Annotated in this window: 22 protein-coding genes; 7 read left to right on the top strand and 15 right to left on the bottom strand. The window is 73.6% G+C overall.

All coding sequences use genetic code 11. The annotated features are described in order from the left end of the window. Positions 1-36: 36 nt before the first annotated feature. From ABZU74_RS10995 to ABZU74_RS10985, 3 genes are read right to left on the bottom strand one after another with little or no spacing between them, the layout of a single operon-like run. The gene (locus tag ABZU74_RS10995; RefSeq protein WP_355421133.1) at positions 37-387 is read right to left on the bottom strand and encodes a DUF3140 domain-containing protein; all 351 of its coding nucleotides are present in this window, start codon (positions 385-387) and stop codon (positions 37-39) included. Next, positions 387-599 carry a hypothetical protein gene (locus ABZU74_RS10990; protein ID WP_355421131.1) on the bottom strand — a complete coding sequence of 71 codons (213 nt, stop codon included), beginning with the start codon at positions 597-599 and terminating at the stop codon, positions 387-389. Before ABZU74_RS10990 ends, ABZU74_RS10995 begins: the two co-directional genes overlap by 1 nt. Beyond that, positions 596-3,154, bottom strand: a complete 2,559-nt coding sequence (locus tag ABZU74_RS10985; RefSeq protein ID WP_355421128.1) for an ATP-dependent Clp protease ATP-binding subunit — start codon at positions 3,152-3,154, stop codon at positions 596-598. Before ABZU74_RS10985 ends, ABZU74_RS10990 begins: the two co-directional genes overlap by 4 nt. Positions 3,155-3,294: 140 nt before the next feature. On the opposite strand from ABZU74_RS10985, the gene ABZU74_RS10980 reads away from it, so the two are divergent. The 5 genes from ABZU74_RS10980 (at position 3,295) to ABZU74_RS10960 (ending at position 8,570) form a co-directional block, all read left to right on the top strand. Continuing rightward, positions 3,295-3,687: a hypothetical protein gene (locus tag ABZU74_RS10980; RefSeq protein WP_238679125.1), complete on the top strand. Its 393-nt coding sequence runs from the start codon at positions 3,295-3,297 to the stop codon at positions 3,685-3,687. Between the two features lie 152 nt (positions 3,688-3,839). Next, complete coding sequence (locus ABZU74_RS10975; RefSeq protein WP_030332749.1) at positions 3,840-4,100, top strand: hypothetical protein; 261 nt, start codon at positions 3,840-3,842, stop codon at positions 4,098-4,100. A 6-nt stretch (positions 4,101-4,106) separates the two neighbouring features. Further along, positions 4,107-5,243 (top strand): hypothetical protein, encoded by a 1,137-nt coding sequence (locus ABZU74_RS10970; RefSeq protein ID WP_355421125.1) that lies wholly within the window; start codon positions 4,107-4,109, stop codon positions 5,241-5,243. After that, positions 5,236-7,911, top strand: coding sequence for an FtsK/SpoIIIE domain-containing protein (locus ABZU74_RS10965; protein ID WP_355421122.1), 2,676 nt, complete (start codon positions 5,236-5,238; stop codon positions 7,909-7,911). The genes ABZU74_RS10970 and ABZU74_RS10965 overlap by 8 nt, the downstream gene beginning before the upstream one ends. Continuing rightward, positions 7,908-8,570 carry a hypothetical protein gene (locus ABZU74_RS10960; protein ID WP_355421119.1) on the top strand — a complete coding sequence of 221 codons (663 nt, stop codon included), beginning with the start codon at positions 7,908-7,910 and terminating at the stop codon, positions 8,568-8,570. The genes ABZU74_RS10965 and ABZU74_RS10960 overlap by 4 nt, the downstream gene beginning before the upstream one ends. A 160-nt stretch (positions 8,571-8,730) precedes the next feature. Here the strand turns inward: ABZU74_RS10960 and ABZU74_RS10955 are convergent, their stop codons facing one another. Both ABZU74_RS10955 and ABZU74_RS10950 read right to left on the bottom strand, forming a co-directional pair. Then, complete coding sequence (locus ABZU74_RS10955) at positions 8,731-10,008, bottom strand: cupin domain-containing protein (RefSeq protein WP_355421116.1); 1,278 nt, start codon at positions 10,006-10,008, stop codon at positions 8,731-8,733. Between the two features lie 9 nt (positions 10,009-10,017). Next, positions 10,018-10,323 (bottom strand): hypothetical protein, encoded by a 306-nt coding sequence (locus ABZU74_RS10950; RefSeq protein ID WP_030490939.1) that lies wholly within the window; start codon positions 10,321-10,323, stop codon positions 10,018-10,020. Between the two features lie 157 nt (positions 10,324-10,480). Here ABZU74_RS10950 and ABZU74_RS10945 point away from each other — a divergent pair, with 157 nt between their 5' ends. After that, positions 10,481-11,254: a DUF72 domain-containing protein gene (locus ABZU74_RS10945; RefSeq protein WP_355421112.1), complete on the top strand. Its 774-nt coding sequence runs from the start codon at positions 10,481-10,483 to the stop codon at positions 11,252-11,254. A 42-nt stretch (positions 11,255-11,296) separates the two neighbouring features. On the opposite strand, the gene ABZU74_RS10940 is transcribed toward ABZU74_RS10945, so the two are convergent. The 10 genes from ABZU74_RS10940 to ABZU74_RS10895 all read right to left on the bottom strand — a co-directional run bounded on the left by ABZU74_RS10940 (position 11,297) and on the right by ABZU74_RS10895 (position 16,984). After that, the gene (locus ABZU74_RS10940; RefSeq protein WP_355421110.1) at positions 11,297-11,725 is read right to left on the bottom strand and encodes a DUF2267 domain-containing protein; all 429 of its coding nucleotides are present in this window, start codon (positions 11,723-11,725) and stop codon (positions 11,297-11,299) included. After that, positions 11,718-11,903 (bottom strand): hypothetical protein, encoded by a 186-nt coding sequence (locus ABZU74_RS10935; RefSeq protein ID WP_238659534.1) that lies wholly within the window; start codon positions 11,901-11,903, stop codon positions 11,718-11,720. Before ABZU74_RS10935 ends, ABZU74_RS10940 begins: the two co-directional genes overlap by 8 nt. Before the next feature lie 109 nt (positions 11,904-12,012). Beyond that, a complete protein-coding gene (locus ABZU74_RS10930) occupies positions 12,013-12,885 on the bottom strand; it encodes a DUF72 domain-containing protein (protein WP_355421107.1) in 873 nt (290 codons plus the stop codon). 48 nt (positions 12,886-12,933) lie between these two features. After that, on the bottom strand, positions 12,934-13,332 hold the full coding sequence (locus ABZU74_RS10925; RefSeq protein WP_091408390.1) for a TraR/DksA C4-type zinc finger protein: 399 nt from the start codon (positions 13,330-13,332) through the stop codon (positions 12,934-12,936). A gap of 164 nt (positions 13,333-13,496) precedes the next feature. After that, the gene (locus ABZU74_RS10920; RefSeq protein ID WP_355421104.1) at positions 13,497-14,159 is read right to left on the bottom strand and encodes a uridine kinase; all 663 of its coding nucleotides are present in this window, start codon (positions 14,157-14,159) and stop codon (positions 13,497-13,499) included. 41 nt (positions 14,160-14,200) lie between these two features. Beyond that, the gene (locus ABZU74_RS10915; RefSeq protein WP_355421102.1) at positions 14,201-14,806 is read right to left on the bottom strand and encodes a winged helix-turn-helix domain-containing protein; all 606 of its coding nucleotides are present in this window, start codon (positions 14,804-14,806) and stop codon (positions 14,201-14,203) included. Between the two features lie 247 nt (positions 14,807-15,053). Next, positions 15,054-15,599: a winged helix-turn-helix domain-containing protein gene (locus ABZU74_RS10910; protein WP_355421099.1), complete on the bottom strand. Its 546-nt coding sequence runs from the start codon at positions 15,597-15,599 to the stop codon at positions 15,054-15,056. A gap of 50 nt (positions 15,600-15,649) precedes the next feature. Next, positions 15,650-16,138 carry a rhodanese-like domain-containing protein gene (locus tag ABZU74_RS10905; protein WP_355421096.1) on the bottom strand — a complete coding sequence of 163 codons (489 nt, stop codon included), beginning with the start codon at positions 16,136-16,138 and terminating at the stop codon, positions 15,650-15,652. 43 nt (positions 16,139-16,181) lie between these two features. Then, positions 16,182-16,637: a cysteine dioxygenase family protein gene (locus ABZU74_RS10900; protein ID WP_355421094.1), complete on the bottom strand. Its 456-nt coding sequence runs from the start codon at positions 16,635-16,637 to the stop codon at positions 16,182-16,184. Between the two features lie 95 nt (positions 16,638-16,732). Continuing rightward, positions 16,733-16,984 carry a hypothetical protein gene (locus ABZU74_RS10895; RefSeq protein WP_355421092.1) on the bottom strand — a complete coding sequence of 84 codons (252 nt, stop codon included), beginning with the start codon at positions 16,982-16,984 and terminating at the stop codon, positions 16,733-16,735. Between the two features lie 64 nt (positions 16,985-17,048). Between ABZU74_RS10895 and ABZU74_RS10890 the strand changes: the two genes are divergently transcribed. Next, entirely contained in the window at positions 17,049-17,441 is a 393-nt protein-coding gene (locus ABZU74_RS10890; protein WP_355421089.1) for an ankyrin repeat domain-containing protein, read from the top strand. Positions 17,442-17,468: the final 27 nt, after the last annotated feature.

Below are 17,468 nucleotides of genomic sequence, written 5' to 3'. Positions count from 1 at the left end.
CCAGGTTCGGGACGGCACCGCCGCGGGTGGTCCCGCTCAGCGTTCGACGAGTGGGTCGTGACCCAGATCCAGCAGGGAGTGCCGCCAGCTGTCGTCGGCGTTGCCGCGCGACGGCTTGGCGTCCATCAGCTCGCGGATCCGCTCGACGGCCGCCCGCATCACCTCGATGTCCTCCGGGGTGAGGTCCACCTTGCGCTTGTTGAGCACCTTGAGGATCTCCCGGCCGGGTTGGGGCAGGTCGAGGTTCGGGTTCGGGCTGAACGACTCCTCCCCCGAACCTCGGGTCAGCAGCCAGGTGCGCAGTTGCTCCGACGGGACGTTGACCTCGGCGTGGAAGTCCTCCCAGAGCACTTCCACCTCGGGGTCGAGCCGCGCTTCGCGTACCATCAGGTCTCCTCTCCGGGCGGCGGCCCGGACGTCTCCGGGTCGTCCTGGTCGGTCTTCGGATGCAGGCCCTCCGCGGGCACCCGGGTGCGGCGGGGGTTCGCGGTGGGCGACGCCAGGATCGGGTCGGGATGGTCGTCCTCGTCCCGGTTTTTCGCGGGCTCCTCGGGCTGGTGCGGGTCCTCGTGTTCGTCCCTTCGTGCCGACCCGCTCATCGCGGGTGGGTGGTCGTGGCGGCGGTGTACCCCCGCTCACCCGCTGTCACGTCGAAGGTGAGCGCGCCGTCGCGGACGTCCACAGTGACCTTCTGCCCCGGCGAGATCGCCGACTCCAGCAGCATTCGGGACAGGTGGTTGTCCACCTCCCGCTGGATCACCCGGCGTAGCGGGCGGGCGCCGAACTCCGGCTGGTAGCCGTGCTCGGCGAGCCAGTCGATGCCGGCGGTGGTGAACTCCACCTGGAGGTCCTGGGCGTGCATGCGGCGGCGGGTCTCCTCCAGCAGCAGCGCGGTGATGTCGCGCAGCTGCTCGGCCTCCAGCCGGCGGAAGATGATGACCTCGTCGATGCGGTTGAGGAACTCCGGGCGGAAGTTCTCCTGCAGGCGACGCATCAGCCGCTCCCGCAGCTCGTTGCTCTCCTGCTCGCTGCCCACGTCCCCGGTGCCGAAGCCGACCGAGCGCTGGGCGCCGGTGATCAGCTCGGAGCCGAGGTTGCTCGTCATGATCAGAACGGTGTTCTTGAAGTTCACAGTGCGACCCTGGCTGTCGGTGAGCCGCCCGTCGTCGAGCACCTGCAGCAGGATGTTGAACACGTCCGGGTGGGCCTTCTCGATCTCGTCGAGCAGCACCACCGCGTACGGGCGGCGACGCACCGCCTCGGTGAGCTGACCGGCCTCCTCGTAGCCGACGTATCCGGGCGGGGCGCCGACCAGCCGGCTGACCGTGTGCCGCTCCTGGAACTCGCTCATGTCCACCCGGACCATCCGGTCCGCCTCACCGAACAACGCCTCGGCCAGGGCCCGCGCCAGTTCCGTCTTGCCGACACCTGTCGGGCCGAGGAACAGGAAGCTGCCCATCGGCCGCTCCGGGTCGGCCAGCCCGGCCCGGGAGCGACGGACGGCCTCGGCGACCGCGGTGACGGCGTCGTCCTGACCGACCACCTTCTGGTGCAGGTGGCCCTCCAGGCGCAGCAGCCGGTCGCGTTCCTCCTCGGTGAGCTGGCTGACCGGGATGCCGGTGGCCCGGGAGACCACCTCGGCGATCTCCTGCGGGCCCACCTCGGGCACCTGTGAAGCGGACGTGCCGTCGTCGCCGTTCGCGCGACGGATGTCCGCCTCCAGCTCGGCGATCCGGTCGCGCAGCGCGGAGGCCCGCTCGTACTGCTCGTCGGTGACGGCCTGTTCCTTGTCCCGGCGTACCTCGTCGAGTTCCTGTTCCAGCTCCCGCACGTCGGACGCGGGGGTGCGGGTGCGCAACCGCACCCGGGCGCCGGCCTGGTCGATGAGGTCGATCGCCTTGTCCGGCAGGAACCGGTCGGTGACGTAGCGGTCGGACAGTTCGGCGGCGGCGACCAGCGCCTCGTCGGTGAAGCGCACCTGGTGGTGGGCCTCGTACCTGTCGCGCAGCCCGCGCAGGATGGCGATGGTGTCGTCGACGCTGGGCTCGGGCACCAGCACCGGCTGGAACCGCCGGGCCAGGGCGGCGTCCTTCTCGATGCTCTTGCGGTACTCGTCAAGCGTCGTCGCGCCGATCACCCGCAGCTCGCCCCGGGCGAGGGCGGGTTTGAGCATGTTGGACGCGTCCATCCCGCCCTCGCTGCCGGCGCCGCCGGCCCCGACCAGGGTGTGGATCTCGTCCATGAAGATGATCAGCTCGTCCCGGTGCGCCCGGATCTCGTCGATCACCTTCTTCAGCCGTTCCTCGAAGTCGCCCCGGTAGCGGGTGCCGGCGACCAGGCCGGCCAGGTCGAGCTGGACGACCCGCTTGCCGAGCAGGGTCTGCGGGACGTCGCCGTCGCAGATCCGTTCGGCCAGCCCTTCGACGATGGCGGTCTTGCCGACGCCGGCCTCGCCGATCAGCACCGGGTTGTTCTTGGTCCGCCGGGACAGGATCTCCACTGCCTGCTCGATCTCGTCGGCCCGCCCGATCACCGGGTCGATCTGGTCGTTGCGGGCCAGGTCGGTGAGATCCTGCCCGTACTGGTCCAGGGTGGGGGTGCCGCGGTCCGGCTTCGGCCCGGTCATCGGCCCGCGCTCGGCGTTGGCGGCCTGCAACGACTCGGGTTGGATCCGGCCGGCGGCCAGCATCCGCCCGGCCGGCGACTCCGGGTTGAGCGGCAGCGCCATCAGGATGTGCTCGGGGCCGATGTAGTTGGCGCCCATCGCCCTGGACAGCTGATGGGCGTCGAGCAGCGCCCGCTTGGCGGCGGGGGTCAACGACAGGTTGGGCGGCACCTCCCCGCGCGGCGCGCCGTCGCCCTTTCCGCCGAGGGCGTTGAGCAGGGTGTCCGGGTCGGCGCCGGCGCGGCGTACCAGGTCACGCAGCGGTTCGCGTTGCAGCGCCGCCCAGAGCAGGTGGTCGGTGTCCAGGTCGCTGCTCTGCCGCTGCGCGGCCCGCCGGGCCGCGTCGGCCAGCATCTCCCGGGCGTCGGCCGTCATCAGTCGGGTGATGTCGACCCGGTGCGGCGGTCGGCGCCCTCCCTCACCCCGGCCGAAGTACCTGGCCAGGAATTCGTCCCACGGGTCGGAGCCGATGTCACCGGGTCCCATCATGTCTGTCCTCCGCAGTAGGGCTCGGCACGGTCGGCAGGGGCTACCCGGCGCGCGCCCCGACAAACGCCGCAGGTGGCGGAGCACCGGCATTCCGGGAGTGGCGTCGGGTCAGGGCCGACCGATGGTGGCAGGCTGACGGGATGGATGAGACCCCGCTGCTGATCGTGGATGGCGCCAACGTGGTCGGCTCCCGCCCGAACGGGTGGTGGCGTGACCGGGCCGGGGCCGCTGCCCGGTTGCGCGACTCGCTCGCCCCGGTGGCGAGCGTGGGGTTGCCGGCCCGGCTGACCGCCCCGGTGGAGGTGGTCCTGGTGGTCGAGGGGGCCGCACGGGACGTGCCCGGCACCGAGGGCGTCCGGGTGGTCTCCGCCGCCGGCTCCGGCGACGACACGGTGGTCGAGCTGGTGGAGGGCGCGCCGCGCCGTCGCCGGCTGGTGGTCACCGCCGACCGGGAGTTGCGCGGGCGCGTGACGGCGCTGGGCGCCGAGGTGTACGGCCCGCGCTGGCTCCGCGAGAATCCGACCAGCAACTGAGAAATTCTCGCACTGGGACTCCCACAGATCGGACTCCCGGCACTTCCAAGGGCCTTCCGGACAGGCGGGCAGGAACACCGACAGGGCGGATGTTCTTTCCCGACCGCCGATAGGCTCTAATGGAGATCTCCCCGCCCCCAGGAGGTTCCGCCGTGGCGAGCGTCGCCGAGCTGAAGGCTGCCATCGATGTCGCCCTCCAACAGATCGGAGACGGGCAGACAGCCGTGCAGGCGGCCGGCGAGAAGCTGTCCGAGGCACAGCAGACCCTGGCCGGGGCGCTGGAGGGCAGCGGGCACGAGACGGTGGAGGCGGCCCAGGCGTCGCTGACCCAGGCCAGCCAGGAGCTGGAGGAGTGTCTCGCCGCGACACTTGTCGCGGTGGAGCAGGCACAGCTCTACGTCTCCACCCTGTAGGCCGCCGTGTCCATCATCGAGGATGTCGGCGGGCAGGTCCGTGCCGTCAGCGAGGAGTTCCCGCTGGGCCTGCTCGGGCAGGCGTTGGAGAAGTTCGGCCTGGCCGCGGAGCGGCTGCGCTGGGTACGGCAGGAGTCGGCCAACCCGATGGGGGTGCCCGAGCTCTCCGCCGCCACCGAGCACGCCGAGAGCGCCGGCTACGCGCTGCGGGTGGCGCAGGAACAGCTCTCGGCCTATCTGACGGCGATCGGGCTCGGCGCGGACGGCTCCCCGGCCCCCCGCCCTGAGCAACGCGCCCCCCGACACGACACGCCACCGGCGTCCGGGCCCACCGCTGTCGCGCCGGAGCCGGTCGAGCAGGTGCGAATGCGCCGCTGGTGGTCGGTGCGGGTGGCCGAGCTGACCGGCGGTCGCGAGGGCGCAGACGACGAGCCCGACGAGCGGGTGGACGACTCCCAGGAGTTGCTGCGCCGAGTGGTGGGTGGTGTCCGCTCCGGCGACCGGGACCGGCTCCGCAAGGAGCTGCGCCGGGCCCCGGCCGACGTGGGGCTGGGCCTGGCGGCGCTGGCGCCCCCGCTGCTGCGCGAGCTGGCCGGTGAGCTGCTGGGGCACCCGCCGCGCGCCACCGACCTCGGCCGGCTGCGCGGCGAGTTGGACGGACGCGTCCGCGACCTGCTGCCCGGGTTGCCGCCGCCGGTGCTGGAGACGCTGCTGACCCGGGTGTGCCGGATGCCGCCGCCGCGCGCCTCCGGGGAGCCACCGCACGCCGCCGACTCTGCGGTGACCGCCGGGGTGGCGACCGGCCTGCTGCTCGCCCGCCTCGGTCGGGACCTGCCGGCCGGCGGAGCGAGAGAACCGGCGGGTGCGAGAGAACCGGCGGGCGGCGGGCAGCGAGGCGACGCGGGGCAGCCGGCGCGGGCCGGGCAGCCGGCGGGCGCGCAGCAACCGGGCGGGACCGGGCGGCCGGCGGGCGCGGTTCCCCGGGCCGGCAGCGCCGTGCAACGGCCGGGCACCGCCGGCGCGCAGCGTTCGGCTGGCCTGCCGCCACGTTCGGATGGGCCGACGTCCCGCCCCGGTGGACTGCCGTCACGCTCGGGCAGCCCCTGGCGGGACGCCCCGACGCGTCGGGGCTCCGATGGCTGACCGGCGCGGTCAGCTGGCCAGCCGGGTCCGGGACACCCTCGCCGAGGCGTTGGGCGCCACCCGCACCCGGCTGTCCGCCGCCCAGGCCGACCTGACCGCCGGGCGGGAACGGTTGGCCCGGGTCCAGCGGGCGGCGGCCGCCGTACCGCAGCGGGTGGGCACCCAACGCGACCGCCGGATCGCCGAGATCGACGCCCGCTACTCGACCCGGATCGCGAAGCTGGCCCAGCGGGCCGCCGACGCGGCCCGCCAGGAGGCGCCCGGCTGCGCGGGGGCCGACTGGGCGGGGTGGGCGCCGACGCCCGCCCGCCGGGCCGAACCGCCCGGCGCGCTGCGGGTCGGCACGGTCCGGATCGACGGCGTCGACCCGGTGCCCGCGCTGGTGCCGCTGCTCGACGCCGGGCACGTCCACCTCTCCGGGGACGACCGCGCCGGCTGCGACGCGGTGGTCTCCGCGTTGCTGCTGCGGGCCGTCGGCCGCGCCGACCCCGGGGCGGTACGACTCATCGGGTACGACCCGGATCAGCTCGGCGGTGGCCTGGCCGGGTTCGCCCCGTTGGGCACGGCGGGGCTGCTCACCTTCGTCGGCCCGGGCGGGCTGGGTCCGCTGCTGGACGACCTGGTGGAACAGATCCGCCGGATCAACGAGACGGTCCTCGCCGGCGAGTACGCGTCGCTGCGCGAACTGGCGGCGGCGACCGGCCGACGACCCGAACCGTGGCGGGTGGCGGTGCTGCTCGGTGGTGAGGAGCTGAACCGACACGAACGCGGGCAACTGGACCGGGTGGTGCGGGCCGGCGCGGCCTGCGGCGTACACCTGGTGGTGCACGGTGTGCCGTTGCCCGAGGATCCGACGGTGACCCGGGTGGCGGCCGGGGTGTCCGGCGCGCGGATCGGAGGTTCGGCCGGGCTGCCGGTGCGGCTGGACCCGCCGCCACCGGCGACGCTGGTCACCGAGACCTGCCGGGACGTCGCCGCCCGCGTGAACGCGGGTCCGCCGCCGACCCCCTTCACCGACCTGCTGCCCCCGCCCGAGCTGATGTGGCGGGAGGACTCCGCCGAAGGGCTGACCGCGCCGATCGGTGAGGGTCCGCACGGCCGGCCGGTGCGGTTGACGCTTGGCGACTATCCACCGCACGCGCTGATCGGCGGGCCGTCCGGCACCGGCAAGACCAATTTGATCTTCGCATGGATCGGCGCTCTGGCGGCCCGCTACTCCCCCGCCGAGCTGGAGTTCTATTTGCTGGACTTCAAGGAGGGGGTCTCCTTCGCGCGGTTCGCGCAGGGCCGGCGCGACCCGAGTTGGCTGCCGCACATGCGCCTGGTCGGCATCAACGTCAACACCGACCGGGAGTTCGGGCTGGCGCTGCTGCGGTTCCTCGCCGAGGAGTTGCGCCGACGCGCCGACGCGGCCAAGAAGCACGAGGTGACGAAGCTGGCCGAGCTGCGGGCGGTCGACCCGACCGGGCACTGGCCACGGATCGTCGCGGTGGTGGACGAGTTCCAGATGTTGCTGGCCGGCCGGGACGTGGTCGCCCGGGAAGCGGCCGACCTGCTGGAGGACCTGGCCCGGCGCGGCCGGTCCCAGGGCATCCACCTGGTCCTCGCCTCGCAGGACGTGCGGGGCATCGAGGCGCTGTGGGGTCGCCCCGCGCTGGTCGCCCAGTTCACCCTGCGCATCGCGTTGCCCAAGGCGCTGCGGATCCTGGCCGAGCGCAACGACGCGGCGCAGTCGCTGCCGCGCTGGCACGCGGTGGTCAACGCCGAGTCGGGCATGGTGGAGGGCAACGAGGTCGCCCGCATCCCGTCGGCCAGTGACTGGGAGACCTGGAGCGGGTTGCAGCACCGGCTGTGGCGGATGCGCGCCCCCGACGCGGCGCCCGCCCGGCTCTTCGACGGCGACGCGATCCCCCGGTTGGCGGACGCCCCGGACTTCCGGTCGCTCGCCGTGCCCCCGGACGGGACGGCGCCCCGCACCCCGGTCGCGCTGCTCGGCGAGATCATCGACGTGCAGTCCCGCTCGGCGGCGCTGCGGCTGCCGCGCGCCCCCGGCCGCAACCTCGCGGTGCTCGGCACCCGCGTCGACGAGGCGTGCGCGGTGCTGGACGCGGCGGCCCGGTCGCTGGCCCGTCAGCACCCGCCGGGCACCGCCCGGTTCTCCATCGCCTGCCTCGACCCGGACGCCGACCCGGTCGCCCGCGCCCTCTACGACGACCTGGCCGACGACGCCGCCTGGTACGACGAGGAGACCGTCGGCGAGCTGATGGCCGAGACGGCCGACGGGCTCAGCGGCCCGGCGAGCCCGCACTACCTGCTGCTCTTCGCGGTCGACGCGGCAGCGGGTGCGCTCGCCGCCCGGGTCGGTCGGCGCACCGGCCTGGAACAGCTGCGCCGGATCATGCACGACGGGCCGGAACGGCGCACCCACGTGCTGGCCTGGTGGCGGGGGGTCGCCCGGATGCGCGCCGATCTTGGTGGGCCGGCCGCCCGTACCGACCAGATCGGCGCCTGGGTGGCCCTGGACGCGCACGGCGGCGAGCTGGGCTCCTCGCTCTACCCGGGCACCGGCGGCCCGGACTGGTATCCCCGCCCCTGGCGGGGGCTCTTCTTCGACCGGGCGGTCCACCGCACCGGCCAGGTGATCATCCCCTATGGACCGACACGATGAACGAACCGGTGACCAGCGAGACGTACGCGGCGCAGCTGCGGCGGCTGGCCGACCTCACCGCGCGGGTGCGCGAGCAGCGCGCCGAGGCGCATACCTGGCACGAGCGGCAGTGCGCCGCCGCTGAGCGGGCCGTCGCCGACGCGGCCGCGCAGCTCCAGAGCGCCGAGGAGGAGCTCGTTGCCGCCCGTGAGCAGCAGGAACGGGTCGACGCCGAGGTGGCGCACCTGTGGCAGCAGGTTCGCTCGCGCCTCGGTGCCCGCCGACTCGGCAGCCCGCCCGCCCCGGCGAACGGGGTGGCGGCCACCGACCCGGTGCTGCTGCTCGCCAGGGCCCGTGACCTGCTCGACCGCGCCGGGCAGCCGGGCGAGCTGCCGGGTTCGGTCAACCCGCTGCTGGCGCTCTGTGGGGTGGCCGGCGGCGTGCTGGCGTACGCGCTGGGCGCCGGTGCCCGCGCGCTCGGCGTCGGATACGGCGGGGACCTGGCGGTCGGGCTGCCGGTGCTGGCGCTGATGGTGACGCTGCTCGGGCCGCTGGTCGGCCTGGTGCCGGCCCGGGTGCTGGCCGACCGCCGGCACGCGGTGCTCGGCCCGCGACCGATCACTGTGGTGATCGGCGCCGGTCTGCTGACCACCGTCCTGCTGTTGGTCCTCGGCCGCTGACCGCCGGACGGCGCGTTTGCCGCCGGACGCGGACGGTGTGATCGACTCGGCTTCCCGGAAACCGCGCTGTCCCGGTCCTGCTGACGCCGCGACTTCCGGAAACCCGAGTCGATCAGGGCCGACCAGCCCGTCCCGCCTTAAGCAGTCGATCACCCGCCGGTCAGAGCGGGACCACGACCGCCTCGCGGAGCAGTCGGCGGGCCAGGGTGACCCGGTCGGCGTCGTCGGGCAGGCCGGGCAGGTCACCGACCCGGGTGACCGCGCCGGTGAGCAGGGCGCGGGCGGCCGGTTCGCAGCTCACCGGCAGGGTGATGGTGCGGTCGAAGAGCCTCAGCGTCACCGTGTCCGCGTCGTGTGGCACCAACTGCCAACGCAGGCCGGGCCGCAGGGTGACCCGGGTGTCGGCGCTCAGGGTGGCCAGCGCGTCGGCCTGGGCGAGTGGTCGGATCGGCGCCGGGCGGGCGGCCGGCCAGGCGCGCTGTCGCAGTCGCGCGGCGACAGCGCCGGGGTCGGCCCGCAGCAGCCAGTCCCGCAACGCCTCAACGGTTTCGGTCAGCTCCGGCTCGATGGCGTCCGGGTCGGCGACGTCGGTGCCGAACGGCAGGGTGGCCCGCAACCGCTGGTCGTCGGCGGCCAGTGCCAGCAACTCCTCGACCAGGGCGTAGCGGGTGAGCGCGCGGATGCCCACGGTCAGGTGCAGCGAGCTGGCGTCCTGCGCCTGTGCGCTGTGCAGCCACCCCCGGGGCAGGTACAGGGCGTCGCCGGGGGCGAGCACCACATCCAGCGCGGCCGGGCCCTGAGCGGTGGCACCTACCTCGTCGGCGCGCCCGCCCCACTGCTGCTTCTCCAGCGGGTCGGGCAGCACCGGCGGGTGGATCCGCCAGTGCTTGCGTCCGTCGACCTGGAGCACGAACACGTCATGGGTGTCGTAGTGGGTGGCGAAGCCCTGGCTGCCAACCGGGGTCAGGTAGGCGTTGATCTGCAGCGGCTGGTTGAGCGCGAGGCCCAGATCGCGGGCGAAGTCGACGAGCGGCGGCCAGATCCGGTGCAGGCCCTGCAACACCAGGGTGGCCCCGGAGGCGTACTGCTCCAGAACCCGCTCGTCGAGCACCTGGTCGCCGATCTCGGCGCCCGCGCCGCCGCCGCCGGTCCAGCGCGCCGCCGCCACCAACTGGCCGTCCTTGGCGACGCGCAGGAACGGGGTACGCAGACCGCGCCGACTCAGCAACTCGTCGGCGTCGGCGGGGCTGAGCAGGTCGGTGAAGCCGGCCGGGTCGGGCAGTTCGGCGGCGCGGGACAGCAGCGGGGTGTGCCCCCAGTGCGCGGCGGCGAACTTGGCCGGTTCGACCGAGACGCAACGGGCCAGCGCCGCGGTCGCCTCGTCGGACGGAACCGCCGGACGGCCGTGATGGCCGCCCGGCGGGTCGAGGTATGTCATGGCGTGCCGCTACCGGGCGCTGCCGTCAGCGCCACCGTCCTGCTGGCCCGGGGTGGCACCACCGTCGGCGGGCCCTTCCGCGCTGCCGTCGGCGCCACCGTCGTGCTGACCGGGGGTCGCACCACCGTCGGCCGGACCCTCCGCGCTGCCGTCGGCGCCACCGTCGTGCTGACCCGGGGTGGCACCACCGTCGGCCGGGCCTTCCGCGCCGCCGTCGGCGCCACCGTCGTGCTGACCGGGGGTCGCGCCGCCGTCGGCCGGACCCTCCGCGCCGCCGCCACCGGTGGTCTGCATGTCGTCATCGTTGAGTGCCATCGGTACTCCCTCGGGTGTGCCGCCCCGCCGTGCGCCGGGGTCCGTCGTGCTGCGGGTGGTACCCCACGCGCGATCTTCTCTAACCCTCACCGTAGACGCCGAACCGGGGCGACACGGGCAGTTCACGAGCGGCGGTGGAGAGTGCCAGGATGGGGTGGTGATCCTGGTGGGCACGTCCGGCTGGCAGTACCGGGACTGGCGCGGCCGTTTCTACCCGCAGCGGCTGCCGCAGCGGCTCTGGTTGGAGCACTTTGCGGCAGGGTTCGCCACTGTCGAGGTCAACAACGCCTTCTACCGGCTGCCCGAGCGGGACACCTTCGCCGCCTGGCGGGCGCGGACCCCGGAAGACTTCTGCGTGGCGGTGAAGATGAGCCGCTACCTCACCCACATCAAGCGGCTGCGCGACCCGGCGGAGCCGGTGGCCCGGTTCCTCGGCCGCGCCACCGCGCTCGGTGACCGGCTCGGCCCGGTGCTGCTGCAACTGCCACCGAACCTGCGGGCCGACGTCGAGGCGCTGGACGCGACTCTGCGACTCTTTCCGGCGCAGGTGCGGGTCGCGGTGGAGCCCCGGCACCCCTCCTGGTGGACCGACGCCACCCGGGCCGTGCTGGAACGGCGTCGGGCCGCGCTGGTCTGGGCGGACCGACTGGGCCGCCCGGTCGCCCCCCGCTGGCGCACCACCGACTTCGGCTACCTGCGGCTGCACGAGGGGTGGGCGCGGCCGTGGCCCCGCTACGGTCAGGCTGCGCTGCGATCCTGGGTGGGCCGGCTGACCGACACCTTCGGCGCCGACGAGCCGGCGTACGTCTATTTCAACAACGATCCGGGTGGCGCGGCCATCGTGGACGCCAAAGCGTTCGCCGCGCTGGCCCGTCGGGCCGGGCACCCGGTGTCCCGGGTGCCCACGGCCGCCGAGGCTGCCGACGACTGAGCCCGCCCGACAACCGTCGGACGGGCTCGCGGTGTCAGGCCGTCACGGCATCATCATGGCGAGATCCTTGGGCATGGTGTCCTTCACGTCCTGCCACTCGCCCTGGGTGACGTGGCGGCGCAGCGTGTCCAGCACCACCTGCGTCACCCGCTCCGCGCCACCCTCCGCGTCGTACGGGAAGCCCTGCCGAACCTCGTAGAGGAAGTCGTCGCGGTTGAGCTTGATCGGCACGTCGGACGGCACCCAGCCGTCGAAGTAGATCCCCCGCACCAGCACCGGCAACTGCTGGGCGAACTCCACGCTCTCGTCCACCGGCAGCCGGTCGCGCAGCAGGTGCAGCACCGTGCGCAGCGCCGCGTACGACTGGTTGCGCCGTTCCTTCGGCCAGCCGTAGGCGTTCTCGATGTCCTTCAGAATGAGGTTCGTCTTGTCCAGCGAGGACTCGAACGCCGAAATCATCGAGTCAGCCATCGGTCGACCCCCGTTCGGTGCTGTCCCACCGTCGATCGTCGGCGCGGCGCGGCGGCCCCACCGGCCCACGGCGAGCCCGCACCGGGCTGCCCTGTGGGGCGCGCCGGGCGTTGTCGGCCGTGCCGACCACGTGCAGGACGGCACCACGCCGTCGATCCGTCACCAATCGAACCGTCATCCCCGTCACCTCCGTGTCGTCTCCGGCGTCGGCCGTCCAGGCGGCCGTACCCACCACGTCCACCCTCCCCTCGGGTGGGGTGAGGTGGCCCCACCCGGATCGGGTGAGGTCAGTCCGCGCCGAGAAGACCCACGAGGGTCTTCGCGTTGGTCTGCGCGTAGTCGCGGTAGCAGTTGTTCATGAGCACGTGGGTCTGTCCGGCTTCGTCGGCGAGTTCGCGCAGCTTCGGCGCCCAGTCGGCCAACTCCCGCTGGGAGTAGTGGTAGCCGAACTTCTCGTGGATGTCCTTGCTGGTCCACTTGTCGCTGTGCCCGTGGAACCGCACGACCGCGAGGTCCGCGGTGGCGGCCAGCACCGGGGGCAGCGACGAGCGGTGGCCCTGCGGCATGTCCACGCAGACGTACGGCAGTTTGTGCTCGCGCAGGAAGGCCAGGGTCTCGTCGGCGTTGTCACCGTCGAACCAGGAGGCGTGCCGGAACTCGTACACCGGGCGCAGCGGCGCGCAGCGCTTCGCCACCTCCAGCAGGTATTGCTTGTTGGCCCGCTTGATGGTGAACCACGGCGGGAACTGGAACAGCAGCGCGCCCAGCTTGCCGGCCTCGACCAGCGGGTCCAGCGCGGACAGGAAGCGCGTCCACACCTCTTCGTACGACTGCGCGGGCAGGTCGTCGGGGTAGACGTTCTTCTTGTCCGTCTCCGGGCGCAGGTCCTTGTAGAGCGCGTTGACCCGGGTGGGGTGCCCGGTGAGCAGGCTGAACGCCTTGATGTTGAAGGTGAAACCGGCCGGGGTGCGGTCGACCCACAGCCGTGCGGTCGCCTCGGCGGGCGGCGAGTAGTAGGTGGCGTCCACTTCGACGAGTGGGAACTGCCGGGCGTAGTACGCGAGCCGCTTTTCCGGGGTGTCCGCGGTCTGCGGGTACCACCCCGAGTCCAGCAGTGTGCGGTCGGTCCAGGAAGCGGTGCCCACGAGGATGTCACCCATGGCTGAAGTCCATCGCTTCGCGGACCGACCGGCAACCGCTGGGGTGGCTCAGGCCGCCCGCCGCTCGCGGGTCTGCTTGCACGTCACGCACGTGGTGGCGGACGGGAAGATTTCCAGCCGCTCCACCGGGATCGCCGCCGAGCAGCCCTCGCACCAGCCGTACGTGCCCTCTTCGAGCCGGCCGAGGGCGTGCTCGTACTGGGCGCGGCGGTCGAGGATGGTGCGCAGCAGGGACTGGGCGGTGTCCCGCTCGGCGGTCTTGGTGCCGCTGTCGGCCTGGTCGTCGCCGGCGGTGTCGCCGACCTCCACCAGCCGCAGCACCTGGCTCTGCAGCACCGCCTGGTCGTACTCCGCGGTCAGCTCGTCGTAGCGCGCCTGGAGCGACTGCCGGATCTGGTCGATCTCCGTCTGGGACCGGGTCGTACCGACCGTGTCGTGGACGAGCATCGCTGCCTGCCTTTCCTGGGCCTGTGCCTCAAGGTGAACCGGGTGCCGGCGGCGCGGGGCCCCGGTCACGGTCGCGTTCGGTGCGCGGGCGATCACCCGCGCTCTGTGAGCCGGGCGAGTACCCGTCGGATCCGCCGCGCAAACCGACAAATTCTCGGTTGGTGTCAGTCGTCTCCGCCGCGTTCCACGAGCGCTGGTCGGCGGGGGTCGTCGGCGCGCACCACGACGTCGGCGAAGCTCGCCGGAGCGACCTCCTCGGCGTACCTGTCGAAGGCCGGCAGCGCCCACTGCTGGGCTGGTTCGGTCCGGCGGCGCAGCGCCGCCGGGGACAGCTCCAGGTGGACGGTGACGTCGAAGGGCAGACCGCCGCCGAGCAGCAGCGAGCCGCTGACCAGGACAACGCCACCGGGTGCCAGGTCGACGTAGCGGGCGCGGCTGGCCCGGTCGGCGTCGGCGTCCCAGAGCGACGGGAGGAGCCGGCCGGTGCCGCCCGGGCCGGCCGGGTCGAGCACCTCCCGGCGCAGCCCGGCCTCGTCGAACCAGGCCTCGTAGAAGGAGTCCGGGTTGGTGCGTCCCAGCTCGAAGCGCAGCGACGCGGGACGAAGGAAGTCGGTGGCGCGGACGTGCAGCACCGGGCGACCCTGGGCGCGCAGCGGGTCGACGAGCGCGCCGGCCAGTTCGTCGACGCCGGCGGCGGGGGCGCCGTCCACTGCCACGCGCAGTCGCGCCGGCCCGGCGGCGGCGCTCGCGACGCGGGTCGCCGCGTCGGCCAGCCGGCCGGTCAGCTCGGTGACGAGCAGGTCGGGCGAGATGGGGCGGATGCGCACCGGACCATCCTGCCCCGCGCCGGATGCGCCGGTGCCGCCGGTCAGCCGCTGCGGTCGATGGTTACCCGGGCGTCGTCGGCCAGTCGGTAGCCCACGCCGTAGACGGTGGTCACCAGCGGGACGTCCACGCCCACCTTGCCGCGCAGGCGGCGCACGTGCACGTCGACGGTGCGCACGCCGGCGTGCTCGTAGCCCCAGACGGCGTTGAGCAGTTGCAGCCGGGTGAACACCCGGCGTGGGTGGGCGACCAGGTGCAGCAGCAGGTCGAACTCCAGCCGGGTGAGCGGCAGCGGCTCCTCGTCGCGCAGCACCGAGCGCGACGAGGCGAGGATGTGCAGGGCGGGAATGGTTGAGCTGATCGGGCGGGCCGGCGACCGGCCGGCGGGCGCCTGGTCGGGGCGGCGTTCGGCCGGGACCGAGCCGATGATCACGCCTTCGCCCCGCTCCAGCATCTCGCGGGCGGCCTCCAGCAGCCGACGTGCCGCCGGAGTCAGCGACTCCTCACAGGCCAGCGGGATGGACAGCGTCACGGTGAGCACGGGCGCGGCGGTGTTCGCCGGGCGACGCTGGCCGCCGGGAGGTCGACCGGGCACCGCGGGTTGGGACGTATGCCATCCGGCGCGCGACGAGGCGGGGCTGACCGACATGGTCCTCCTTGGGCTGGTCCGGGTATCTCCCCACGGCCCGGGACGCCGCTTCATCGATGCTTCCCGGCGCCTGGGCGAGGATCAAGAGGCGGCTGCGTTGCATGAATGTGACAATTGACGAACACATCGGAGCCAGATGCTCGCTCTGCGTACGAGGCCTGATGATTACAGCAGAGTCGTCGAGATGCCCCGATACGGGGGTCCCCGACCGGTTCACCAGGCGGTCACATCGCCGCCGGACCAGGGCTCAGCTGCTGTGATCCACGCTGATCGGGGCCTCGTCGGCCAGCCGGTAGCCGACCCCGTAGACGGTGGTGACCACCGCTGAGCCGGCCAGCTTGGCGCGCAGCCGGCGGACGTGCACGTCCACCGTCCGGGCCACCGCGTGCTCGTAACCCCACACGCTGGAGAGCAGTTGCAGGCGGGTGAAGACCCGGCGGGGCCGCTCGGCCAGGAACAGCAGCAGCTCGTACTCGATGCGGGTCAGCGCGATGACCCGGTTGCCCTGGCGGACCATCCGCGAGCCGGCCAGGATGCGGACGTGGTCCGGCGCGGCGGACGGCTCGGCGGCGGGGCGCGGGGCCGGTCGCGGCCCCGACGTGGCGTCCTGCACGGTTCGCAGTTGACCCTCACCCGACTCGGCCAGCTCGCCGAGCAGTTGCACCAGCCGGGCCAGCCGGGGGCTCAGCGGCCCGGGGACGAGGTCGAGGGTGATGGTCAGGGTCGGGCTGGTGCGCGGGCGGGCCGGGCGCACCCCCGGGTGGCGGCGGGTGGGGATGGCGACGACGGACATGGTGCCTCCTCAGTGGCGGTGCGGCCGCCACGCCGGGTGTGGCGTGGCGGTCAGTGGCGCGTCCGCCCGGCGTTGACCGGGGACACGAGGGGAGAGAGATGGCGCAGTGGGGTCGGGCCGAGGGCCGGCAGGCCGGCAATGCGCCAGGCCGCGAACCCACCGACCACATCGGTGGCCCGGTGCAGACCGACGTCCTGCAACGCGGCGGCGGCCAGCGACGAGGTGTAGCCCTCCTGGCAGAGGACCATCACCGGCACGTCGTAGTCGACGGCCTGCGGCAGCCGGGCCGGGCAGCGCGGGTCGAAGCGCCACTCCAGCACGTTGCGTTCGACGATGAGCGAGCCCGGCACCACGCCGTGCGCGGCCCGTTGAGCGGCCGGACGGATGTCGACAAGCAGCGCTCCGGTCCGGTACGCCAGGTGCGCCCGTTCCGGGTCCAGCCGGCGCAGCCGGGCCCGCGCGGCGGCCAGGATCTCGTCGATGCCCCGGGAGCCGGGCGGGGGCACGGGGGCGGGACAGTGCTCGGCGGTTATCTGCATTCTGGGTTCCTTCCGGTGATCAGGGAGAACTCGGTGGGCGCGCTCACCAGGACCGGCCGGCCTCGGCGACCTCGGCGACCCGGAGCCGCCCGTCCAGGAGGCGGTAGCGGGTCATCCGCAGCAGCGCCGGCCGGTAGACGTGCACGCTGACCGCCGGCTCGACGCCCCGGTTGGTCACCTGGTGCACGTGCCGGGGGCCGAAGCGGCGGCCGGCACCGGCGGACAGCAGTCGGGGGCGCAGTCGGCCGACGCTGACCGTCTCCTCGGTGAGCGCGCCGCTGACCACCCGGAACGCTCCGGAGGAGCCGCCGTGGTCGTGCAGGTCGGTGCCCTGACCGGGCAGCCAGCTCAGCGCCCACACCTCGTGCTCGTCGGTGACGGCGAGGCGGGCGTACCAGCGCTCGGCGGGATCGAAGCGCAGCGCGACCGGCCAGCCGACCGGGTCGGCCCAACCGGCGGCAACGGTGAGCAGGTCGGGCTCCGGACGGTGGTGCGTCATGGCGGTTCCTCGCGGGTCGTTCGGCGGGGTGCCCTCGTACTCTAGACGGCAAAGCCTATAGGTTTAGTAGGTAATTCCGTCTGTTGGGACGCAGGTCAGCCGCACCGGTCGATCAGCGCACGGTCAACACCACCGACGCGCGGTGGTCCACACCCCTCCACGAGTACGCGCAGAGTGGCTCGCACCTCGCCGGTCGCCCACCGGGACCGGGCGGACGCACGCTCCACTTCACCTCGGCGTCGGGTGCCGTGCCGGATCTCCCCCGGCGGCGCGAACTGCCCGGGCAGCAAACCGGCGTCGGTGGCGCCGTCGACGCTCGCGTTGCCCACGTCCACCGTCCCACCCATCGGACCCCTCCCCCAGCGCGCAGGCCGCGCAACCTGTCGGGACCGGTGTGGCTAACCTGGACCGGTGACCGAGGACCTCGACGCCGAGACGCTGGCGTTCGCGCACCGGATGTTCGACCTGGCCCGAGCCGGCGCCACCGACGAGTTGGCGGCGCAGCTCGACGCCGGCCTGCCGGTCAACCTGACCAACGACAAGGGCGACACGCTGCTCATCCTGGCCGCGTACCACGCCCACCCGGACACGGTGGCCGCCCTGCTCAGTCGCGGCGCCGACCACTCCCGGGCCAACGACCGGGGTCAGACCGCGTTGGCCGCGGCGGTCTTCCGCAGCAGCACCGAGGCGGTCCGCGCGCTCCTCGCCGCCGGCGCCGACCCGGCACACGGCAACCCGTCCGCCATCGAGACCGCGAACTTCTTCGACCTTCCGGAGATGACCGAGCTGCTGCGCGTCGGCTGACACCGGCACGGCCGACCGGTATACAGG

Source organism: Micromonospora sp. NPDC005171, from assembly GCF_040608575.1.
Lineage (GTDB): Bacteria > Actinomycetota > Actinomycetes > Mycobacteriales > Micromonosporaceae > Micromonospora.
The sequence above is the reverse complement of the archived record's forward strand: the minus strand, read 5'-3'. Positions and strand labels throughout refer to the sequence as shown.

Coding starts and splice junctions, on each gene's coding strand:
- ABZU74_RS10995 (WP_355421133.1), bottom strand. CDS start 387: ATGGTACGCGAAGCGCGGCTCGACCCCGAGGTGGAAGTGCTCTGGGAG.
- ABZU74_RS10990 (WP_355421131.1), bottom strand. CDS start 599: ATGAGCGGGTCGGCACGAAGGGACGAACACGAGGACCCGCACCAGCCC.
- ABZU74_RS10985 (WP_355421128.1), bottom strand. CDS start 3,154: ATGATGGGACCCGGTGACATCGGCTCCGACCCGTGGGACGAATTCCTG.
- ABZU74_RS10980 (WP_238679125.1), top strand. CDS start 3,295: ATGGATGAGACCCCGCTGCTGATCGTGGATGGCGCCAACGTGGTCGGC.
- ABZU74_RS10965 (WP_355421122.1), top strand. CDS start 5,236: ATGGCTGACCGGCGCGGTCAGCTGGCCAGCCGGGTCCGGGACACCCTC.
- ABZU74_RS10960 (WP_355421119.1), top strand. CDS start 7,908: ATGAACGAACCGGTGACCAGCGAGACGTACGCGGCGCAGCTGCGGCGG.
- ABZU74_RS10955 (WP_355421116.1), bottom strand. CDS start 10,008: ATGACATACCTCGACCCGCCGGGCGGCCATCACGGCCGTCCGGCGGTT.
- ABZU74_RS10950 (WP_030490939.1), bottom strand. CDS start 10,323: ATGGCACTCAACGATGACGACATGCAGACCACCGGTGGCGGCGGCGCG.
- ABZU74_RS10940 (WP_355421110.1), bottom strand. CDS start 11,725: ATGGCTGACTCGATGATTTCGGCGTTCGAGTCCTCGCTGGACAAGACG.
- ABZU74_RS10935 (WP_238659534.1), bottom strand. CDS start 11,903: ATGACGGTTCGATTGGTGACGGATCGACGGCGTGGTGCCGTCCTGCAC.
- ABZU74_RS10930 (WP_355421107.1), bottom strand. CDS start 12,885: ATGGGTGACATCCTCGTGGGCACCGCTTCCTGGACCGACCGCACACTG.
- ABZU74_RS10925 (WP_091408390.1), bottom strand. CDS start 13,332: ATGCTCGTCCACGACACGGTCGGTACGACCCGGTCCCAGACGGAGATC.
- ABZU74_RS10915 (WP_355421102.1), bottom strand. CDS start 14,806: ATGTCGGTCAGCCCCGCCTCGTCGCGCGCCGGATGGCATACGTCCCAA.
- ABZU74_RS10910 (WP_355421099.1), bottom strand. CDS start 15,599: ATGTCCGTCGTCGCCATCCCCACCCGCCGCCACCCGGGGGTGCGCCCG.
- ABZU74_RS10905 (WP_355421096.1), bottom strand. CDS start 16,138: ATGCAGATAACCGCCGAGCACTGTCCCGCCCCCGTGCCCCCGCCCGGC.
- ABZU74_RS10900 (WP_355421094.1), bottom strand. CDS start 16,637: ATGACGCACCACCGTCCGGAGCCCGACCTGCTCACCGTTGCCGCCGGT.
- ABZU74_RS10895 (WP_355421092.1), bottom strand. CDS start 16,984: ATGGGTGGGACGGTGGACGTGGGCAACGCGAGCGTCGACGGCGCCACC.